This is a genomic window from Flavisolibacter nicotianae (genome assembly GCF_003628535.1).
Classification (GTDB): domain Bacteria; phylum Bacteroidota; class Bacteroidia; order Chitinophagales; family Chitinophagaceae; genus Flavisolibacter; species Flavisolibacter nicotianae.
Genome location: NZ_RBCI01000001.1, coordinates 657,644 through 679,138 on the forward strand (window position 1 = coordinate 657,644; position 21,495 = coordinate 679,138).

General features: G+C 50.0%; 20 protein-coding genes. 5 read left to right on the forward strand and 15 right to left on the reverse strand.

Going from position 1 to position 21,495, the window contains the following annotated elements; genetic code table 11:
* The first annotated feature begins 165 nt into the window (after nt 1–165).
* Together rsgA and D6024_RS02820 are read left to right on the forward strand one after the other, a co-directional pair.
* Complete coding sequence (rsgA, locus tag D6024_RS02815; RefSeq protein WP_121352757.1) at nt 166–1,092, forward strand: ribosome small subunit-dependent GTPase A; 927 nt, start codon at nt 166–168, stop codon at nt 1,090–1,092.
* Nucleotides 1,093–1,151: 59 nt separating this feature from the next.
* Entirely contained in the window at nt 1,152–1,757 is a 606-nt protein-coding gene (locus D6024_RS02820) for an L-threonylcarbamoyladenylate synthase (RefSeq protein ID WP_121352759.1), read from the forward strand.
* A 78-nt stretch (nt 1,758–1,835) separates the two neighbouring features.
* Here the strand turns inward: D6024_RS02820 and D6024_RS02825 are convergent, their stop codons facing one another.
* The 3 genes from D6024_RS02825 to D6024_RS02835 all read right to left on the reverse strand — a co-directional run bounded on the left by D6024_RS02825 (nt 1,836) and on the right by D6024_RS02835 (nt 4,559).
* Nucleotides 1,836–2,339, reverse strand: coding sequence for a SixA phosphatase family protein (locus D6024_RS02825; protein WP_121352761.1), 504 nt, complete (start codon nt 2,337–2,339; stop codon nt 1,836–1,838).
* Nucleotides 2,340–2,368: 29 nt separating this feature from the next.
* Nucleotides 2,369–4,204, reverse strand: coding sequence for a glycoside hydrolase family 9 protein (locus tag D6024_RS02830; RefSeq protein WP_121353470.1), 1,836 nt, complete (start codon nt 4,202–4,204; stop codon nt 2,369–2,371).
* 76 nt (nt 4,205–4,280) lie between these two features.
* Entirely contained in the window at nt 4,281–4,559 is a 279-nt protein-coding gene (locus D6024_RS02835; protein WP_121352762.1) for a hypothetical protein, read from the reverse strand.
* 98 nt (nt 4,560–4,657) lie between these two features.
* Here D6024_RS02835 and rpoN point away from each other — a divergent pair, with 98 nt between their 5' ends.
* Nucleotides 4,658–6,154, forward strand: coding sequence for an RNA polymerase factor sigma-54 (gene rpoN, locus D6024_RS02840; protein ID WP_121352764.1), 1,497 nt, complete (start codon nt 4,658–4,660; stop codon nt 6,152–6,154).
* A 182-nt stretch (nt 6,155–6,336) separates the two neighbouring features.
* Nucleotides 6,337–6,987 (forward strand): phosphatase PAP2 family protein, encoded by a 651-nt coding sequence (locus D6024_RS02845; RefSeq protein ID WP_162944493.1) that lies wholly within the window; start codon nt 6,337–6,339, stop codon nt 6,985–6,987.
* A gap of 148 nt (nt 6,988–7,135) precedes the next feature.
* Here the strand turns inward: D6024_RS02845 and D6024_RS02850 are convergent, their stop codons facing one another.
* Both D6024_RS02850 and D6024_RS02855 read right to left on the reverse strand, forming a co-directional pair.
* Entirely contained in the window at nt 7,136–9,055 is a 1,920-nt protein-coding gene (locus D6024_RS02850; protein WP_162944494.1) for a DUF3857 domain-containing protein, read from the reverse strand.
* A 10-nt stretch (nt 9,056–9,065) separates the two neighbouring features.
* Entirely contained in the window at nt 9,066–11,063 is a 1,998-nt protein-coding gene (locus tag D6024_RS02855) for a DUF3857 domain-containing protein (RefSeq protein WP_121352770.1), read from the reverse strand.
* A gap of 354 nt (nt 11,064–11,417) precedes the next feature.
* On the opposite strand from D6024_RS02855, the gene D6024_RS02865 reads away from it, so the two are divergent.
* A complete protein-coding gene (locus D6024_RS02865; protein WP_121352774.1) occupies nt 11,418–11,822 on the forward strand; it encodes a PPC domain-containing DNA-binding protein in 405 nt (134 codons plus the stop codon).
* On the opposite strand, the gene D6024_RS02870 is transcribed toward D6024_RS02865, so the two are convergent.
* From D6024_RS02870 to D6024_RS02915, 10 genes are all read right to left on the reverse strand, one after another.
* Complete coding sequence (locus tag D6024_RS02870) at nt 11,816–12,394, reverse strand: DUF420 domain-containing protein (RefSeq protein ID WP_121352776.1); 579 nt, start codon at nt 12,392–12,394, stop codon at nt 11,816–11,818. The two genes, D6024_RS02865 and D6024_RS02870, sit on opposite strands and share 7 nt — an antisense overlap.
* On the reverse strand, nt 12,391–13,215 hold the full coding sequence (locus D6024_RS02875) for an SCO family protein (protein WP_162944495.1): 825 nt from the start codon (nt 13,213–13,215) through the stop codon (nt 12,391–12,393). Before D6024_RS02875 ends, D6024_RS02870 begins: the two co-directional genes overlap by 4 nt.
* A gap of 188 nt (nt 13,216–13,403) precedes the next feature.
* Nucleotides 13,404–13,838, reverse strand: a complete 435-nt coding sequence (locus D6024_RS02880) for a cytochrome C oxidase subunit IV family protein (protein WP_121352780.1) — start codon at nt 13,836–13,838, stop codon at nt 13,404–13,406.
* Between the two features lie 21 nt (nt 13,839–13,859).
* On the reverse strand, nt 13,860–14,741 hold the full coding sequence (locus tag D6024_RS02885) for a cytochrome c oxidase subunit 3 (RefSeq protein ID WP_205573212.1): 882 nt from the start codon (nt 14,739–14,741) through the stop codon (nt 13,860–13,862).
* An 80-nt stretch (nt 14,742–14,821) separates the two neighbouring features.
* Nucleotides 14,822–15,397, reverse strand: a complete 576-nt coding sequence (locus tag D6024_RS02890; RefSeq protein ID WP_240409920.1) for a cytochrome c oxidase subunit 3 — start codon at nt 15,395–15,397, stop codon at nt 14,822–14,824.
* An 81-nt stretch (nt 15,398–15,478) separates the two neighbouring features.
* Nucleotides 15,479–16,405 carry a heme o synthase gene (gene cyoE, locus D6024_RS02895; protein WP_240409921.1) on the reverse strand — a complete coding sequence of 309 codons (927 nt, stop codon included), beginning with the start codon at nt 16,403–16,405 and terminating at the stop codon, nt 15,479–15,481.
* A 98-nt stretch (nt 16,406–16,503) separates the two neighbouring features.
* Complete coding sequence (locus D6024_RS02900; RefSeq protein ID WP_121352782.1) at nt 16,504–18,327, reverse strand: cytochrome c oxidase subunit I; 1,824 nt, start codon at nt 18,325–18,327, stop codon at nt 16,504–16,506.
* 26 nt (nt 18,328–18,353) lie between these two features.
* Nucleotides 18,354–19,448: a cytochrome c oxidase subunit II gene (locus tag D6024_RS02905; RefSeq protein ID WP_121352783.1), complete on the reverse strand. Its 1,095-nt coding sequence runs from the start codon at nt 19,446–19,448 to the stop codon at nt 18,354–18,356.
* 79 nt (nt 19,449–19,527) lie between these two features.
* Nucleotides 19,528–20,772 carry a quinol:cytochrome C oxidoreductase gene (locus D6024_RS02910; protein WP_121352785.1) on the reverse strand — a complete coding sequence of 415 codons (1,245 nt, stop codon included), beginning with the start codon at nt 20,770–20,772 and terminating at the stop codon, nt 19,528–19,530.
* A gap of 29 nt (nt 20,773–20,801) precedes the next feature.
* A complete protein-coding gene (locus tag D6024_RS02915) occupies nt 20,802–21,485 on the reverse strand; it encodes a c-type cytochrome (protein ID WP_121352787.1) in 684 nt (227 codons plus the stop codon).
* Nucleotides 21,486–21,495: the final 10 nt, after the last annotated feature.

Here is a 21,495-nt window from a genome sequence, read left to right on the forward strand (position 1 = left end):
GATGAGTAGATTCCAAACATCAAAAGACTTTCCGATGAGGAAGCCGTTTGCCGTGCAAGCGGTAAAGTCAACCTGTGTGCAAGCAACGACGCCCAACATTTTTGTTGCAACACATCATTCATTGCGGAGATTTTATTACTCATCACCGATCACTCATCACTCATCATGACGGGCCTTGTGTATAAATCAACCGGCAGTTGGTACAGCGTGAAAGACGAAAGCGGAACCTTCCGGAATGCCCGCATCAAAGGCGTTTTCAAGATCGATGACATCACCTCCACCAACCCGATCGCCGTGGGTGATGTGGTGGATTTCGAAAACGAAAACGAAAAAGAAGGCACCGTTACCATCATCAGGATACACGACCGCAGAAATTACATTAACCGGCAATCGCCGCGGGCCAAATACCAGCATCATATCATCGCAGCGAATCTCGACCAGTCGCTGCTGCTGGCCACCCTGAAGGAGCCGCGTACCTCGCAGGGCTTTATCGACCGTTTCCTGGTGGCTTGTGAAATGTATCATGTTCCGGCCATCGTGGTTTTCAACAAAACCGATTTGTACAAAGACAAGGAATGGGCGCAGTACGAACGGTTGAAAGACGTATACGAAACCGTTGGTTATGCTGTATTTCCCATCAGCATCAAGGAAGGCAAGGGCGTTGACGACGTCAGGCAATTGCTGAAAGGAAAAACAACCCTGCTCAGCGGTCATAGCGGCGTGGGTAAATCAACCTTTATCAATGCGGTGATGCCGGGATCAAAGATCCGCACGCAGGATGTGAGCGGCTGGAGCGGCAAAGGGCTGCACACCACCACCTTTGCCGAAATGTACGACCTGCCTTTGGGCGGCCGGATCATCGACACACCCGGCATGCGGGAGTTTGGCCTGGTGGATGTGGAGAAGGAAGAACTGTCCGGCTATTTTCCGGAAATGCGCCAGCGGCTGAACGACTGCCAGTTCAACAACTGCCAGCACATCAACGAACCGGGATGCGCCATCAAGGAGGCCGTGATTGCAGGAGAGATCGACGAAGACAGGTATGTGAGTTATGTCAATATCCTGGAAAGTTTGAAAACGGAAAAGTGGTAATCGTTTACGAGTTGGTGAACGAAAACTTGTGATCCCGTAAACGCGTAAACTCGTGAACTATGCTCATACACATTCACCCGGATAATCCGCAGCAAAGGCTGCTCAGACAGGTCGCAGACATTTTGCGCAATGGTGGCGTCATCATCTATCCCACCGACACCCTTTACGGTTTGGGCTGCGACATCACGCAGCAAAAAGCGGTGGAACGCATCTGCCGCATCAAGGGCGTGGATCCGCAAAAGGCCAATCTCTCCTTTGTCTGTTACGACCTCAGCGACCTGAGTCACTATGCCAAGCAATTGGACACCTCGGTTTACCGTACGCTGAAGCAATACCTTCCCGGGCCATACACATTTATTCTCGAAGCCAGCCGGCAGGTTCCCAAAATATTAAAGACAAAAAAAGACACGGTTGGTATCCGTGTACCCGACAACAACATTGCCCGGTGCATCGTAAAAGAACTGGGCAATCCCATCCTGAGTGCTTCCCTTCCCGGTGAGTACGTGGAAGAGTATACCGACCCGGACCTGATCCACGACAAGTTTGAAAAACTGGTGGACCTTGTCATTGACGGAGGCGCTGGCGGCATGGTTCCGTCCACCATCATCAGCTTTGTCAGCGGCGAAGCGGAAGTAGTGCGGGAAGGCGCCGGCGAAGTGCGATAGAAAAGCTGAATGCTAAATTTTGAAGGTTGACTAAGGATTCTATCAATTCAACATTCAGCATTTAAAATTCCACATTTCTCACAAGGCTGCCAGTGGATTTTTCGGGTAGTCGTAAAACAGGAAACTTTTCTCTGCCCTGGCAAAAGAAGACCAGTCGTCGATCGCTGCCTGCACGGCAAAGATGCCACAGGTGGGCATGTTATCGGTTCGCACAGTGCAAAGCGTGTTGATGTATTCTGTTATGCCGGGATTGTGCGAGAACAGGGCCACGGTTTCGAACTTTTCTTTCAGCGAAGCGATCACCTGCGCAAACTCCTCCGGCGTTGCTCCATAGAGCGCTTTTTCAACAATGATCCCGTCTTTCTTTTCATCGAATTCTTTGGCAAAATAACGGGCCGTACGAAAGGCCCTTTCGGCCGGCGACGACACAAAAGCATCGATGTTCAATCCTCTTTTGCGCAGGCGTTTGGCCATTTCGGGGGCGTCTTTTTTGCCTCTGTCGTTCAGCGGACGTTCGCTGTCGCTCATGCCGGGTGCATCCCAACTGCTTTTTGCGTGCCGTATTAAAATCAGGGTTTTCATACTGTAAAATTTCGTCTGTGCGGAAACGATTATTTCCGCTTCAAGTTACGCCTGTTCATTTTTCCATCATGCATCTGCCCGGCATCTTTTGCCGCCAGCAAATAGATCAGCGAGGCCGTTCCGTCCATCGTTGGCTCGTTGGTGCTGTAGTCGCCATAGTCGTCGTGGTAAACCGCAAGACGGCTTTGAAAAGCCGCATATTCGTCGGGCTCGTACAGGGTAATTCCGATCAGGCTATTGTAGATGCTTCCGTACACCGGCCCGTCCACCAGGCCGCCGTCTATCGGATAGTGGCCCAAATGCGTAAACGCCGAATGCGGATCAACCGGCGTATCGCCCCGGGAGGGTAAGCCATACACCATCGACGTCCCCCATGGATTGCAGCCAAAGAGCCAGTCGAAACCGGCCTGCTCCAGTTCGTCGAATGTTTTATCGCCGGTAAGTTGCCTGTACCAGTAACACTGAATGGCAAAAGAGGCTGTCAGATTGTTGCTGCACCAGATGAAGGGAACGCCTCGAAAGAAGGCGTTTTGTTTGGCTTTGTTCCAGACGCGTTGAATGCCTTCTTTGTAGTAGCCAATGATGGTGTCTCTTTGTTTTCCTTTTAGCTGCTTTGCCAATTCATAGTGACCCAGGTTGATGAAGGGATACCATTGGTAGTGTTTTGCCGTATCGGCCCCGAGCCATGGAGTGACAGGTTCATCACCGGCAAAGGCGAAACTTTTTTCCAGCGGCAAGGAAGGGTTTTCAGGAAAGCGATACGTTTTGTTGAGTGCAGCATACATCAGTTCCACGTCATCCGTCCAATTGTCTTCTGCATAGATATAGGGCGATCGTACCGAAGCCGTTTGGGTAACTCCTGGCTTTTTTAATGCAAAGTTGTATGCCGACAAAGCTTTTTGCTGCAACAGCGCCTGGTAACTCTTATCTGAATAGAACACCTCTGAGCCCAGTGCAAAGGCACTTGAAAATTTTGCCGCCGTGGAAGAAGTCCCGGTTGTGTTGTTCATGAACTTACCCCGCTGTTGCGGCTCACCCGAAACAAAATAGACCGGCCGCTCAAAGCCTTTGCGGTAAAACGTATCTTCTTTTGGCATGCGCATGCCCATGTGGTCGCGGTCGTCGGCGATCTGGTTGAACATCCACTCTTTCCGTGGATGCATTTTCAGCAACCAGTTCAGGCCCCATTTGGCTTCATCGAGCACATCGGCCACACCATTCTTTCCGTCAAGACCATTGGCTGATTTTTCATCACCAAAAACAGAGGGAAAATCGCGGTACGCCATCAGCAAGTGATACGTGGCATTCGCAGAAGTGGTGGAATATTGCAGGTAATCGCTGGCATCGTGCCAGCCGCCCACGGCATCGATGTGCGTGCTGTCTTTGAGACCGGCTTTTTCGCCGTACAGCGAATACCCGTCATGCGTGTGGCAACTGTCTTTCAGAAAAGGGTTGAAACCGCAACGCTGCTGCCGCATGTAGCGCAGGCAAAAATCTGCCGCGCCTTTGTACACGTTTTCAGCAATGCTGAAAACCGGCGATTCAACCGCGCCAGCCCGGAGCTTGTAGTTGCCGGCCTTCGTAAAGGAGGAAAAGTTGAGCCGGCAGGTTTGCGCAAACGGTCCGTAAGCGCCCATGGCCTTGCCTGCTCTTCCCTCGTAAACCGTTTTGTTGGTGACAGCATCCACCAATTGAAACCGGTCAACTGCGTCCGCCCCTTTCGAACACCAGACAGCAACCTTGACGCCACCCGGTTTGTAGCCCAACTGGTTGATGCGGATCCACGATTGTTCATCGTCCCTGTCATGGAAAGAAAACAACGAAAACGAAAACAAAAGCAGGAGAAGGAAAAAAAGCCTGGTCATAAGCTGAAAAACGCAAAAGTAAATATTCAATAAGGGATCACCGGACAGGCCGCAATTTTTTCAGCCTGGCTTTCGCTTATTGCGGCCGCCAGGTGGCATTCGGCTTTTTCTCCAGGTAATCCACGTAGTCTTTGGAACCGGCCCGGATAAAAACAGGCAGGGATGTCAGCTTTTGCAACTGCACCTCTTTTTGACAGAAAAAAGACAGGTGTTGGTTGTAGAAATTTTGCGGCAAAACCCGGATCGACAAGTTTCCGGCAGCGGAATCGGGAATCGGCGCAAACCGGTGCTGGGCAAGAACCTGGCCGTGATTTAACAGCAACCCGCAAAAGAAAAGAAGCACCATCCGGCCCATGGATTGGGATTTGCTGTAAATTTACGGCTTGATTTTTGTGAAACCGGCAGCCTTTTTAAATAACCCGTAAAACAGGCAGCTATCAGAGGAGAACCCAAATGAGCCTTAGCCAGAATTTACAACAAAAACTTCTTCAGAAGCTTTCGCCCCAACAGATTCAATTAATGAAACTGTTGCAGGTGCCAACGGCCAATCTCGAAGAGCGTATCAAGGAAGAACTGGAAGAAAACCCGGCCCTTGAAGTCACCGATGAAGAAGGCGCTGATGCCTACGAAGAGAAAGACGAATTCGCAGACTCGACAACACCCGAAGAAGAATATGACACCGAGGAAAGAGACCAGGACGACCTCTATGAAAACATCGATATTTCGGATTATGTACAGGAAGGCGACGACGACATCGCCGACTACAAGCTCCGCGACGAAAATTACGGCGAGCAGGAAGAAAAAACCACCATGCCCTACCGCATCGAGACCTCGTTTTACGAGATGCTCGAAAACCAGCTGGGCATGCTGAACCTCGACGAACGGCAGTACAGGATTGCGGAACAAATTATCGGCAGCATCGATGAAGATGGCTACCTGCGCCGGGAAACATCGGCCATCGTGGACGACCTGGCCTTTCGGCAGAATATTGATACCACCGAAGAAGAGGTGGAAGAACTGATCCACCGCATCCAGAACTTCGATCCGGCGGGTGTTGGTGCACGGACCTTGCAGGAATGTTTGCTGTTGCAACTGCAACGACACAAGGTAGAAGGCAAGGAAGTAGAACTGGCCATCCAGGCGCTGACCCGCTATTTCGATGAGTTCACCAAGAAGCACTACGAAAAAATTCAACGCGGTCTTAACCTGAGCGATGACGAATTGCGAGAGGTGATGATCCAAATCACCAAGCTCAATCCCAAACCGGGGGGTAATGTTGGTGAAATCAACAAAGCCGAAAGCTATATTGTTCCCGACTTTTTTATTTACAACAACAGCGGCAAGCTGGAGCTGACCCTGAACTCCAAGAATGCACCGGAGCTGCGCATCAGCGAAGGTTATCGCGATATGCTGAAAGAATACGACCGCGGGGCGAAAAAAGACCGTCGTCAGAAAGAAGCGGTGCTGTTCATTAAGCAAAAAATCGATGCAGCCAAGTGGTTTATCGACGCCATCAAGCAACGGCAGCACACGCTGATGAGCACTATGACGGCCATCATGAACCACCAGTACGACTTCTTTATCACCGGCGACGAAACCTCTCTGCGACCGATGATCCTGAAAGATATTGCCGAGAAAACAGGACTGGATATTTCCACGGTGAGCCGTGTGGCCAATTCTAAATTCGTGCAAACCGAATTCGGCACCTACCGCCTGAAATTCTTTTTCAGCGAATCGCTGACAACCGATTCGGGAGAAGAAGTATCGACCCGCGAGGTGAAAAAGATCCTGAGCGATTTGATCGAAAATGAACACAAGAAAAAACCGCTGAGCGACGAGCGCCTCACGGAACTGTTACAGGAAAAGGGCTACAACATTGCCCGCCGCACCGTGGCCAAATACCGCGAACAGTTGAACATCCCGGTTGCACGGTTGCGCAAAGAACTGTAAGACACAAAACAGATTTTACGATAGCAGGGGCACGCTGTAGCGTGTCCCTTTATTTTGCACAGTCGATTGGAAAGGCAACCGCCATGGCCGATTCCTGCAACGCTGTACCAACCCTGCCAACTTTAGGAAAACTAAAAGCAGCGATTGATGTTTCACGATTGGCGAAAACCTATGTTTGCGCCATGAACGACGTCCACGCACCAAGAGAAAGCATGTTCCATCCGGCCATCCGGGTTGCGGCGAAAGTGATCTCCTATCTTTTTCACCCGCTCTTTATTCCGGTGTACATGGGCTGGTTCTTCATCAAGGTGCTCCGGCTTTTTTCCGCATTGGACGAATGGCACCAGACCTTGCTTCTCGTTCAGTTCTTTGTCAACTACACCCTGCTTCCGCTCGTTACCGTTTTGATCGCAAAAGGCGTCGGCTTTATCGATACCATTTACCTGAAAACACAACGTGACCGCATTATTCCGTACATCGCGGTGATGATCTTTTACTTCTGGGTGTGGTATGTGTTCCGCAACCAGGGTTTTCCAAAAGAGGTCATCCTGTTTAGTTTCGCCACCTTTCTGTCGATCTGCTTTGGTGCTTTTGTCAACACGTTTTTTAAGGTCAGTATGCACGCTCTTGCCATGGGCGTGGTCATCACCCTGCTGGTAATTTTATCGCTCAAAAGCAATCTCAATTACGGCCCTTATGTTTCCGTTGGCTTGTTTATCGCCGGGCTGGTTTGCACGGCACGCCTGATCAACAAAGACCACCAGCCATTTGATGTGTATGCGGGGCTTGTGCTTGGCGCACTGGCGCAGGTGATTGCGTGGCTGTTTGTGTAAGCGGTCCCAGGCCGGTGTTTCATCTTCGATCAGCGTCCTGGTTTTTTTGGCCATTTCGGGTGTCATCCCTACCTATCGCGATACCCGGAAATTTTGTTTCACCACTATCGCACTATCATACTATCTCATAGCAGGCGATTGAATGGTGTTAGAACGCTTTCTTTTCCGCGTTGGCCGCCTCTGTTTTTTTCATCACAATTTTTTGCGTGTCGTCCTGGCTGATCTCCTCAAAAAAAGACCTGATTTCGCCAAAAGCGGTTGCCGGTATTTTGTGCTTGCGCAGCACCAGGGTAGTAACCGTATACGCCGCTTTTTCCGCTTCGTTGTACCAGGTTTTTGCCTGGTAATAGGTGTAGGGGGTTTTGCACTCCTTTTCTGCGGGGAGTACATCCGGCTGAAAGCCGGCCGGAAACCGCAGCACGGTCGTGTCTTTTTTGACGTAGGGATAATGGAAATAATAATCCAGTTTTCGCTTGTCTGCTTTTGGCAACCGGCCGGACCATATCTTCTGGATGCGTGGATTAAAAAAATATTTCGAGCCAGCCGCAAATTCCGGCAGCTTGCGAATGCGCATCTTCACGACGGTTTGTTGTTTGGCGCTTCCTTCACCGGCGGCCTGGTAAAGGAAATCCTCCGGCTCCCGGTAACCCAGGTAAAAAACCAGGGCTTGCTTTTGCTCGTCTTTGTTTTCCTTTCCCAGTTCCGTCATTATTTCACCCAACTCGCCGCTGGCATTGATGGCCGTTTGGCTGATGGCCGAAAGGTCGCTGTCCACATCAACCGTTGTGTACGTACTGAGTGTATTGGCAACCGGGTCGCTGGGAGGCGTGGAAACGAGCACCCCGCCTTCCTCGGTAATCAGCAGGGCGTTGCGGTTTTCCGTAAACGTACCCAGCCGGTTGAATTCGGCGGTATTGCTGGTGCATTCCAGCCAGATCGAATCCTTACCGGGTACGCATAGCACCACGTGGTTGAAACTGTTGGCCGGGAAGTCCCTGTCCACCGGTTCTTCGTTGTAGCCCGCATTGATGATGGCCACGCAACTCCGGATACCAACGGCTTTCAGGGCCGCCTTCATGTAATTGCTCAGGGCTTTGCAATCGCCGTATTTTTTTTCATCGGTGAACGCTGCGGAAAATGGCCGCAGGCCGCCAATGCCCAACTGGATGCTGACATACCGGAAATTCTGTTGCAGGTACTGATAGATGCGGCGGATCTTTTCTTTTTCGTCCGGCGCATCCCCGACCAGTTGCTGTAAAAACTGCTGGCGCTCCGGCGACAGTGCATCGAGGCCGTTGTACAAGCCGTTGATCCAGCTGCCAAAGCTTTTCCACGACGAAAGGTCGCCACGGAAACCGTAGTGGGAAAACTGGTCGGAAACGATGCTGACATAGGGAAAACGGTCCCTTGAAGAAACGCTGCCCTCTTCATTTTCGATTGCCGGCAGGTTGCTGACCGACCATTGGTACGTGGTGCCTTTTTCGCCTTCCGTCATCACGGGAGTGAGTGAGCAGAATTTGGCTTTGTAGCGTAGTTTCATCCCCGCGGGGACCGTGGCGGTATAGGTCGACTGCACAATGGCTTCCCCATCGTGAATAAACCGGTAATCGGGAATGGCAAACGTGCTTTTCAGCTTTTGTTCATAGCTGAATTCAACGGTGACCGGGTAGGCAGACGACTTGACCTGGTAGTAGGTTACCGCGCCATCCTCGATCAGGCCTTCGCCAACCGCAACGGTGCTCATGTCTTTTTTCTTGTGTTTTTCAACCACCTTTCCCAAGAGGTCGTACACTTTGATCTCCGCATCGTCCAGCGTCAGGTATTTGGTGGAATACTCGTTGAACACAAGCGCATCTTTCCCTTTTTCATCCAAAACCGTAAACAGCTTTTGCACCTTTAACGTGGCCTCGTCCAAACCGTCTACATTGAGATGGATGGTTTCGGAATGCACAATCACCGAAGCGCCTTCTTTTAGCTTTTCCGGGATTGATGAGAGGTTCACAGGTGCCGACTGGGAAAAGGCAAGGAACGGCATCGATGCGAGGCAGAAAAGGAAACGCCACTTCATTGCAAATGGATTAAGGTTTAGCCGTTTTTTTCCGAACCACAAATTGTTCATTCAGGATCTCGAAAAGCCGTTGGTAAAATACCTGCAGATCGCCATACTCTGTTACCCCATACATCGGCTTTTTGAAATCGAGCTGAATTTTTGTCTGCAACAAATTTCCGTTGACCTGCGACTGGCGTGAGATGGCGATGCTGGTGTCGGGCATGATCATCCGGATATTTTTGGGAAGTTCGTCAAACTCGTAGCCCTCCGGTGCGGAGAAGGTGCCGTAAATAATCGTGTTTTGATTGTAGCCAAAGAAAACGTCGGCGGAACGGTTGTCGGCAACAAACGGGTTTTTCTCCAGTCCTGTCAGCAGGTTGGCGGAAAAATACCTGTAATCGCCTGTCGTGTTCAACGTCTGTTTGAATTTGACCGTTTGGAGAAGGGGGAGACTGTCGGATTGCACGTTTTCAAATTCTACCGCATCAACCGCAAGCCTCGCATTGGGATCGGTCGCATAGCGCTCAATGAATTTTTCTTTTCCGGCTTTGACGGTCCCGATACGGGCCAGACGGGCATAATCGAAACTGTTGATGACGGCCTCGCCGGACATTTTTCCACCTTCGTCAATCGTGCCGTTGATCCGGATAACATTCTTTGCTATTGTTCCGTCTTTCCAAAGGGTTTTCCATCCCCACTCCTGCGTTTCGATCTTTTCAATTGCCAGTCCCTGCGTCATCAAAATGTCCATGGGGATCAGGTGAACGGGTGTTCCCTTTTGCGTCGCATCCAGGACGTAGGGAACCCCATTCAGCTCCAGGTAAGCTACCACTTTATTGAACTGGTTAAAGCCGGGGTAGTCTTTCGTGCCGGCATCAACCGTGTTGACGACACCGTAGTCGTGAGAGCTTACCAGCAAGGGATGAGCATTCAGCCCCGCATCCTTTAACAGGTTTACCAGGATCAGGTTCATTTCACCCGCTGTCCCTTTTTTGTCTTTCCAGGCGCTTTTTACACCATCCAGTGCCCAGATGCCTGTGTACTCATTCCACTGCATATTGTCCTGGACATACTTATAGATGGTCTTCATCCGCTCGTAGGGCGACGTGATGGTTTTGAGCTTTTCGTCCAGGTCGGCTGTGCGGGGAATGTTTTTCTTTACCTGCGTACCAAAATCTTCGTCTTCCATCAGGAATTTGATCACATCCATCCAGTTCACCACGCGGTTGAACCTGCGTCCTTCAATATTAAAAGCCACCACTTTTGTCTCGAGCCGGTCGCGGTACACATCTTCGTTGATCACAAAGGGCTCGTCATGGAGGGCGGGCACTTTGCTCATGATGTAGGTGTCGACAACCCGGGTGCCGGGTGTTTCGTGCGTTTTCTGGTATTCATGCGCACAGAAAGGAATAACGGCCACGTCGATCTGGTCCGGAAAATCAAGCCTGAAGCGACTGTAGCGCACCGGTATCGAACGCTGGAAGTACCAGTCGATCAACCCTGCGCCGTTGTATTTGTATTTGTACTCGATGATAGAACCCACTTTGACCTGCGGAAAGGTGAAGACTTTTTCAGCGTTACGCTTGCTCAGCTTTTTATCGTACACGAGTTTTTTGTCCACCTTGGTCGTAACGACATTGCCCGCTTCGTCGAGGTTGTAGGTCTGTGCCTCGATGTCGGAGATATACTGGGAGCCGCCGGTTTCGATGCGATAGGGAAGATGAACGTTGGCCCAATCCAGCCCCTTGGTATTGAGAATTTTAATGCGCAGCCGACGGTTCAGCTCCATTCCGGTGTTCGGGATGTAGGCAAGTTCGCCGTCGTCGAGTATCACCATGGCCTCGGCCTTGTCGTCGAAATCGCATTCTTTCATCAACAGGTCTGTCTTTTCCACCTGGCCAAATGCCGGGAGGTTTGGATCGACTGTTTTGTTTTTTTGTGCAGATAGATGAAAAACGCTGACTATAGCAAGAGATAAAAGAATGGATTTCCCGCGGATAGGGCTATGCGACACACAAGCTTTCATAAGTGTTAGTTTGGTTGGTAAAATCTCCTGGAAGGAAACGGAGCCAAAATAGAAAACTTCACGTACTCTGTCAATTCCTTTTGGAAGAAGAACCAAAAAAGATCTTTGCGTACGTATTTCCACCTATTCTAACCCCTTGCCGCGGTAAGGCGGTGTTTCTGTTTCAAAAAAGCCTGCGGGAAACGGCAATTTTAAATGCACAAAGACACCAGAATTCTAAAGGATTCGTGCCTGGTAATGGGCAGACCAAACTCCAAGGTTGGTGCTGCGGTCTGTTGTAACTTGATGTAGGTTTGACGTGTGAGACAAGTCGTTTTTGCCCTGCTATTATTCCTTAGTTCCTGTCAATCCAAAATGAGTAAAACGCATCCGCTGCGCCTGAAGCCGGGAGCCGATCTGAAAAAAGAGATCGAACAATATGTAAAAGCCAACAAGATTCAGGCTGGGTGGATCAGCACCTGCGCCGGAAGTTTAACCCATTACAATATCCGCTTTGCCAACCAGCCCACTGGCAGCACGGCGGAAGGGCATTTTGAAATTGTAAGCCTGGCGGGAACGGTTTCCGTCAATGGCTCGCATCTTCATATCAGTGTTAGCGATAGCACGGGAACCACTATCGGCGGTCATTTGCTGGATGGCAATCTTGTTTATACGACAGCAGAAATTATTCTCCAGGAAGATGAGAACTTTCTTTTTACCCGTGAAAAAGATGGCACCACGCCGTGGGAAGAACTACAGATCAAACGAAAGGATCAATAATACCGGCTGATCATCCAGTAAACGATGGGACCCGTTACTGCCACGTAAAACCACATCGGCCAGGTAATCTTTGCAATTTTCCGGTGACGGGCATTGTCGTTGGTCAGGGCCCGGTAAGCGCTAAAAAGAATAAACGGCAGTGAAATACCCGCAAGCAGAATGTGGGTGCTCAACAAAATGCGGTACACATAACGGCTGGTGCCGGCAGCCAGTTTTTCTGCTTCGTCTACAATACCATTTTTGTCGAGGTCACCGTATAAAGTCGATCCCGAAAACAAGTGGTGAGCAATGTAGCTAAACAGGAACAGGACCGACAGCAAAATGGCGGCAAGCATGAGATTGCGGTGTACGGTATAGTAGCCGCTTTTGGCCGCTGCCAGACCGGCCACCAGTAAAAGCGATACAAACGAGTTGATAACGGCGCTGACAAACGCAAAAAGGTGCGGGTTGAACCCGAGCTGCACATTGAGTGTCACACGTTCCAATGCGGTTACTGCCAGGAAAATGATTGCGGAAAACGCAAGGATAAGAATGCGTGCTTTTTTGTCATTTTTTACCAGTGTCAGGCTCATATACTCTTTTTCGTTTTCAAAACAAACACCAAAACGATCACGCCCAGAACTGCGACAAGCATCACAACGCCGATCAGCGGCAGTTCGTCAGCCAGAAAAAATTTGCCTTTCTTTTCTTTTTCCAGGCGCAGAAGAATGATGTCTTCGGCAATATTCTTTACGTCGTTGGAGTCTAAACCATTGTATAGTTTGATATTTCCAAGGCTGTCGTGCCGGGCCCGGATCACGCGGTCTTTGTCGATCAGCACCATGGACTGCGAATGGATAAACGCGGTGTCAACCTCGGTTTCGTTGATGCCCAGTTTCATCCCGTTCAGTGCCAGGTCGTAGATCTGTTTTTTATCGCCGGTTAGCAACCACCAGTTTTGCGGGTTGATCTGGAAACGGTCGGCATATTTCTTCAATTCCGCAACGCTGTCGTGAAGCGGGTCTACCGTAATGGAAAGAAACTGCACAAAATTGGCCTCGTTGGTACCGGCCCTGTTGTTGTTCTTCACTGCCTCCTGCAGGCGCTTCATATTTTCCGTCAGCCGCGGGCAGATCTGGGGACAGCGGGTAAAAAAGAAATTGGCAACAATAACCTTTCCCTCCAGGTTTTTCCAGGATACTTTTTCGCCCTGCTGGTTGGTAAGTTGGAAATCGGGCACACGGCTCCAGACCGTGTCGTCCGTTTCCTTGCCATTTTTCACCGTTTTGCGAACGTCGTCATAAAACAGGCGGTACGGCATTACGTTTGCCGGCGGAATAAAGCGCATGATGAAATAGGCGGTTACCGGAATAAAAACGCCCAGGATCAAACCGTATAAGGCTGTCTTGTTCATACGTGTCGGTCTCACGGATTTTTTAAGTTGCGCAGAGTCGAACGGGTGAAGACCGTGAGAACGGTGGTTGTTCTGCGAAACCATACAAATGAAAAACCGCCGCAAAGGTAAGCGGCGGCGGAAGAATTATTTGTTTACAAAAAGAGAAGATGAGCCAAACCAATTAGCTCACCTTCGATTTTTAATCGTTATTGCAGCGGGGCAACCGTGGTGTCTTTTTTCTCTACCGGTGCCTGCGTGGTCTTGTACTCCATAGACGGGTCGTAGCGGTTGCGGTTTGTGCGATAGGCATTGCCATCCCACAAAAATGCGCCGATAAACCAGATAAACAGGGTAAGCGGAACCACTACTGTCATGATCATGTTCCGCAGCTCGTCGCCCAGGTGCATGAAGATGCTCACGATATAGAAGGCTTTTGCCAGCGACAGGATCACGATTACACCCTTAAGAAACAGGACGACGCCGTGCGACAGGCTGCCATGGAAAAGGTACATGGTGAAACCCAGCGCCAGTTCAATGAGGGTAATGATCAGGAGGAGCCAGAATGTTTTCCAGATCCGCTTTGTTCCTTCTGCCGGCTCGTGGTGAAACGTAATTTCCGAAGATGATGTATGTTGTTCCATTTGTAAAATCTGTTATTGAGGTTAGATGAGATAAAAACACAAGAATACGAATACCCAAACAAGGTCTACGAAGTGCCAGTACAAACCTGCCTTCTCGATCATCAGGTAATGGCCGCGTTTTTCAAAAACACCATTCGCTGTCAGGATCAGCATGATGATGTTGATACACACGCCGGAGAATACGTGAAAGCCGTGGAAGCCGGTAATGCCGTAGAAATAGCCGCCGAACGCAACAGGCCCGGGTTCGCTGACATGCAGGTGTCCTTCAGCAATGCCGTTGTTGATCATCGACATAAGCTGTCCGTGGTTCATGGCTTCCAGTTGTTCGTGTCCCAGTGTAAGGTCAACACCATGGGCCATTTTTACCAGGATTTCGTGTGGTGTATTGGCCAGTGCCTGTGAAACCTGGGCACCGCTCAGGCGGGGACCCCAGGGGTTCTGGCTCATGGTCTGTCCCATCAATTGGATCTTGTTGTTCACCAGCACGGCATGCTCGCCGGTAATCAAGTGCGTCCACTCCCATGCCTGGCAGGCCAGGAAGGCAAAACCACCGACGATCGTCCAGGCCAGCCACTTCATCACACCTTTCCTGTTCATATGGTGGCCTTCGTGCACGGCCAGCACCATCGTTACAGAACTCATGATGAGGATGAAGGTCATCAGGCTCACAAATGCCAGCGGCAAGTTCATGTGTCCCGTTCCCGGGAAAGCGTTGAACACTTCGTTCGGGTTGGGCCAGTAGTTTTGCGAAAAGCGAATGGTGCCATACGAGATCAGGAAGGCGCCAAAAGTAAACGCATCACTCATCAGGAAGTACCACATCATCAGTTTGCCGTATTCCACGTTGAAGGGGCTTCTCCCTCCGCTCCACCAGTTTGTCCTTGTTGCCGTAGCAGTTGCCATAATTTAGTTTATAGTTTATAGTTTGTAGTTTTTAGTTCTTTTCGTTCAACTGAAGACTAAAAACTATCGACTGACTTCGTTTATCCGATCCAAATAAAGAACACAAATAAATAAATCCACAGCACGTCCACAAAATGCCAGTAGGTGCTCATGATCTCAATGGGTGTTACATTGTAGCTCCGGAATCGGCCGATATACTGCCGGATAAACAGAGACACCAGTGCAACAAGACCTCCCAAAACGTGCAGGGCATGCAACCCGAAAATGATGTAAAGGAATTGCCCTGCACCCGACGATCCTTCAAAATGTACTCCTCTGTCCCAAAGCCACAAAAAACCTTTGTACTGGATCACCACAAAGGCAAGCCCAAGAACCAGCGTCGCCAGCAACAAAGCCCGGAAGGTCGCCATGGAACGGTGCTTAAAGCTCCGCAAGGCAGCCTGTATGGTGATGCTGCTGGTTAACAAAAGAGCGGTGGAGTACCAAAAAAGCATCGGGGTTTTTACCTCGTGCCATCCGGCCTGTCCACTTTTCACAATGTATGCACTCGTGAGACCGGCAAACATCATAATGATGCTGCCAATCGCAATCCACAAGGTAAACTTATGCGGATGAATTTTATTTCGTTGTTGCGTACTCACCATCACAGATTCCACTAGTTATTTTTTCGGCTACACAGTTTGATGATTCAACAGATTGAAAGGCCGTGCAACCGCTTCTTTTCCCATCAATCCGGGTTAGTTTTTACTTGCCAGCAATGCCAAAAGCACGATTGGCAGGTAGATATAGCTGCTAAACATCACTCTTCGTGCCGCTTTAGCATTCATTTCCTTGTAAAGCCGTACGCACTGTGCGATCAGAAAGAAATTCGCCAGCATCACAATGACCAGGCAAACCAGGCCCTTGGTGCTTTGGTATTCCGTCATGCCGATGAAATACGGTAACACACACACCGGGATCAGGAGCACTGCATACATCACGGTTTGAATGGCCGTGAATTTCGTTGGCCCTTTTTCTGCCGGTAGAAGGCGAAAGCCCGCACCCGAATAGTCTTTGTGTGCAATCCAGGCAATTGCCCAGAAGTGCGGAAACTGCCAAAGAAACTGGATCAGGAAAAGTAGCCAACCTCCCCAGGCGTTGACATTGCTTTCAAAACCCATCACCGAGTCATTTCCGGCCGCCCAGCCAATGAGGCAGGGAAGAGCACCGGGAATGGCTCCTACCAGAACGGCAATTGCATTCACCTTTTTCAAGGGTGTGTATACAAAGGCGTAGAGAAACAGGCTGAAAGCGGCCAGCGCACCACTCAGGAAATTGAAGAAGTAGCTCAAAATCGCCACCCCGGCAACACCGGTGATCACGGCAAACGCCCATCCCTGCGTTTCACTCAGTCTGCCTGAAGCAACCGGTCGCGTAGACGTTCGCTTCATCATCCTGTCTGTCTCCTTTTCCACGGTCTGGTTGATCGCATTGGCACTGCCTGCCACAAGGAAACCTCCAATAAATAAAAGAACAATCATCAGCCCATCATACTGGACCACTTTGGGTGCCAGCAGATAGCAAATCACACTTGAAAAAACCACCATGATCGTCAGCGATGGTTTTGTCAACTGGATGTAATCTTTCAATTGTGCTTTCGCACTGTTGTTCGCTCCGGTTTCCAATGTTTTTTTATTAGATGCCTTTGCAAACAAAACTATCTCAAATAACTTTTATTTGCCCGCAGCGATGCCTTTCGCATCCTGCTCAACGGCTAATTGACTCAATGCTTTGATTCGTTCGCGCCAATGGGTTCTGTTTGCGGAATAAAATCACGGCCATCTTTTCCATAATCGTATGGCCAGCGATGAACTTCCGGAATTTCACCAGCCCAGTTTCCGTGACCCGGGTGGATTGGTGTGGTCCATTCCAGCGAAGCCGAATTCCATGGGTTTTGCGTACGCAATTTTCTTCCCTTGAACATGGAGTAGAAGAAATTGAACACAAACATCAGGTTCACAGCAAACACGATGATCGTTACCACGGAGATCATCTGGTTCAGGCTGTTGAACTGGTTAAAGCTTTTCCAGATGCTAAAATCCAGGTAGCGGCGCGGAACACCTGCCAGTCCCATGTAGTGCATGGGCCAGAAGATCAGGTAAGCACCGGCCAAGGTCACCCAGAAATGGATATAACCCAGCGTGTTGTTCAGGTAGCGGCCAAACATTTTCGGGAACCAGTGGTAAACACCGGCAAACATGCCGAAGAAGGCCGACACACCCATTACAATATGGAAGTGTGCAATAACAAAATACGTATCGTGAACGTGGATGTCGATCGTAGAGTTACCGAGCCAGATACCGGTTAAGCCACCGGAGATAAACAGGCTCACAAATCCGATAGAGAACAACATAGCCGGTGTGAAGCGGATGTTGCCCCGCCAGATCGTCGTGATCCAGTTGAACACTTTGATAGCCGATGGAATGGCGATCAACAGCGTTAGCAAAACGAACACGGATCCCATGAACGGGTTCATACCCGATACAAACATGTGGTGCGCCCAAACCAGGAAGGCCAGCACGCAGATGGCAAACAAAGAACCCACCATCGCCATATAACCGAAGATCGGTTTGCGGCTGTTCACACTCATGATTTCGGACACCATACCCATGGCGGGCAGGATGATAATGTATACCTCGGGGTGACCCAGGAACCAGAACAGGTGCTGGTAAAGAATAGGACTACCGCCTTCGTTGGGCAGCGCCTGGCCAGCAGTATAGATATCGCTCAGGTAGAAAGACGTTCCAAGGTTACGATCGAACAGGAGCAGGATAAAACCAGACAGCAGTACCGGGAAAGAAAGGATACCGAGGATCGCGGTAAAGAACAGGCCCCAGATCGTCAGCGGCATGCGTGTCATGCTCATCCCTTTTGTACGCATGTTCAGGATCGTAGCCACGTAGTTCAAACCGCCCAGCAGCGATGACACAACGAACAGGGCCATCGACGTAATCCACAAATCGGTACCGATACGGGAACCCAGGTTAGCTTGTCCCAGTGCGCTCAGCGGTGGATACATCGTCCATCCGCCCGATGCGGGACCAGTTGAGACAAACAGGGAAGACATCATCACCACGCTGGCCAGGAAGAAGAACCAGTACGACAACATGTTCATAAACGGAGACGCCATGTCACGGGCTCCCACCTGCAGGGGAATGAGCAGGTTTGCAAACGTACCGCTCAGACCTGCCGTCAATACAAAGAATACCAGGATGGTTCCGTGCATCGTGATCAGGGCATAATAAAATTCAGGTGCAATGCGGCCGCCTTTTGCCCATTTGCCAAAAAAGGTTTCAAGAATCGGGAAGGATTCATCCGGAAAACCCAATTGCAAACGGAACAGAACGGAAAACAAGGCACCAATAATGGCCCAGATCATACCGGTGATCAAAAACTGTTTAGCGATCGTTTTGTGATCCTGGCTGAAAATATATTTGGTGATAAACGTTTCCTTGTGATGATGATGGCCATCATGACCATTCCCGTTGTGGTGAACATCATGTGTCACCGCCCCTTCCTGCACATGTGATTGAGATTCGTTGTTCATATCAAATTCTTTTACGCTAAACTGGATTAATGTGTTTTCTGAGACGCTGCTGCACCCTGCACGGTGGTTGGCATGGCAGCCTTTGGCTTCGTTGTGTCGTTGGCTGGCACAGCCGTTGGAACAGCGGCTGGCGTTGCGGCCGGCGCGGCTTCGTTGGCCAGTGCGTATTGTGCCTTTTGCTTGGCCATGTACTCATCGTATTCGGCCTGCGATTCAACAACAACTGTACCTCTCATACTAAAGTGACCTTTTCCGCACATCTGGTCGCAAGAGATTTCATACACAAATTCATCGCCGTATTTCTGCTTCATCTGCTTGGTCGTGAACTTCGGCGTAAACCACATGGTTGTTGGCGTACCTGGTACGGCATCCATTTTCATGCGGAAGTGCGGCAGACCCACGTCATGGATGACATCCTTTGAATAGATAACCAGCTTGACCGGCTTGTTCACCACAAGGTGCAGATCCTGGCTGGTTACGATGTCATCCTGGTTGGCAGGGTCGGCCCATACCTGACCCAATGGATTATTCTTCATCGGATCGATTTCTTTGTAATAACGTTTACCCAATTTGCCATCGGCTCCCGGATAACGGAATTCCCATTTGAACTGGCTGCCGGTTACTTCCACGGTCTGCGCATTGGCAGGCGCTTCGCCGGTAATCTCGAACCAGTAGTAGAGACCAAATCCAACGAGCACGGTCAGCGTGATGGCGGGAATAACTGTCCAGATCAGCTCCAGCTTGTTGTTGTGGGGATAGAAATACGCCTTCTGTCCTTCTTTCTCCTGGTATTTATAGGCAAAGTAGAAGAGAGCCACCTGGGTGATCACAAATACGACAAAGGTGATGGCGAGGGTGATGTACAGCATCGTGTCGATGCGTACGCCATGATCGGATGCCGGCTCACCCAGGATCTTGTCTTTCAGTGTATGGTTGCAATACCATACGCCAAACAGACCCACGATTAAAAAAGCGAGAAGCATAAAACCATTGATGCGGTTCGATTCTTTGCGGTTTCTTTCTTCTCCTCGTAAGATGGCAACGTACTCGCTGGCCTTCGCGATCTGGAAAACGATCAGAAAGCCTAAAATAAATGCGACTATAATCCAGGTAGATGACATACTTTCTTTAATTATTGGTCACAAGGCAAAATTCCTTCAGAATACGCCTCATATCAGTTGATTCAAACAAACTTTCACATTACGTGTGATGAATGATACTTTCCTTCAGGAACGGGTGGTTTTTGGCCACCAGCGAGTTCTTGGCAAGCGCACGGCCAGTCACAAACATGATCAGGCCCACAAAACCAAGACCGATACCAATGTCAGGAAGCATATTCGGAACATACGTTTGTTTTGTTTCCGGGTTCATCACCGCTGTCGGCATTACCATCTGGTAAAAGTCCAGCCAGTGACCAAAGATCACCAGTACGGCCATCATGGTGATGGTGCCATAGTTGCGCTTGGATGAACGTTTCATCAGCAACAGCAGCGGTGCCAGGAAGTTGATGATCAGGTTCAGGAAAAAGATTGCACGGTACGGACCCTGCAAGCGGGGCTTGAAATAAATGGTTTCTTCCGGGATGTTGGCGTACCAGATCAGCATGAACTGCGAGAACCACAGGTAGGTCCAGAAGATCGAGAAGGCAAAAATGAATTTACCCAGGTCGTGCAGGTGTTCCTTCGTGGTCAGTTCCAGGTAGCCATTGTTCTTCAGGTAAACCACGAACAGCGTGATCAGTGAAAGAGCCGAAACCCAGGAAGAAGCAAAGGTGTACCAGCTATACATTGTAGAGTACCAGTGCGCATCGATGCTCATGAGCCAGAACCAGGGAATGGACGACAAGACGGTCAGGGCAAACAAAACAGCATACACGGCAGCCCATACGGTGTTGTTCCAGATATAACGCTTTCCCTCTTCCACACTCAGTGGTTTGTTGTCGATTTCCGTCGACAACGTACGAAGCTTTTTACCCAACCACGACCATCCAACGATGGTGATGATCGTCCATACGGCAAAAAACGTTTTGTTCAAAAAGCCGGCTTTGTGCTCGATACCCGGGTCATGTGCAGCTTCGGGACTGGCCCAATGATAAATGGCATGATTGCCACCGAAAACCAGCGCCAACAACACGATGCCGGCAATGCCGCCCAGGAAGGGAACGCAGGCTGCAATGGCTTCGGGAACACGGCGAAATGACATTTGCCAGCCGCCCCAGGCAAGCGTTGTAGCGGCGATAAAAAAGATGCAACCATTTGTAACCATCAGAAAGAAAACGCTGTTCTGCAGAATGGATGCCCAGAAACGGGCAGCCACATGCTCATCGCTGCTTGTGCCATGGGTGATGAATAAAATGATCAACGACAGCACACCAATGGCCATCAACACAAGCGAGAAGGTGTTGTATCGTTTCGGTACTACAAATTGCTCTTTTAAAGTGGTCATTACGCTCTTTCTTTTATTCTGTGTTCGAATTAAGGTTGTGTTTTACCGCCGGTTGTTGCAGTGGCAGCAGCCGGTGCATTTTGCGTGGCTTTACCGGTTGAGTCAGACGTGCTGGCCCCGCCCTGTTTGCTACGGATATAGCTGACGACCATCCAGCGCTGCTCGGGACGAAGTTGGGAAGCATAGCTACCCATTGCATTCTTACCATAGGTGATGGTATAGAAGATCGAGCCGTCGCTCAATGCTTTTGCATATTCCCCATTCAATGGACGGGGAGCTGCCGGGTAAGGACCGTCGCCGCCTTTGTACAAGGGGCCGTTACCATCCAGCGCCGTGCCGTGGCAAATGCCGCAGTTGACCAGGTAAAGTCGCTCGGCTTCTTTCATTTGCTCCGGCACTTTGGAAAGGCTGTCCAGCGGATTTTTCAGGCCGTTGGCTATTTTCAATCCGGCAGAGTCACCTGTCAAATGGGTTGGCAGCTCTTCACCCCGTGCAACGGTTCCGGCAACGGTCAATGAAGTGTAACTGATCCCTCTTTTGCGAAGGCTGTCATATTCCCCGTTTACCATGTTGTAGCCATACGCTTCGTACGCACGGGAGTAATACATATCCGGCATGTAGGCATGACCAGGATCGTCGCCATGTGCGCCACCGCAGCTCCAAAGGCAAAGGCTCATCGAAAGAACAGATGCAGCAAAAACTATTTTTTTCATTCAGCGTTTA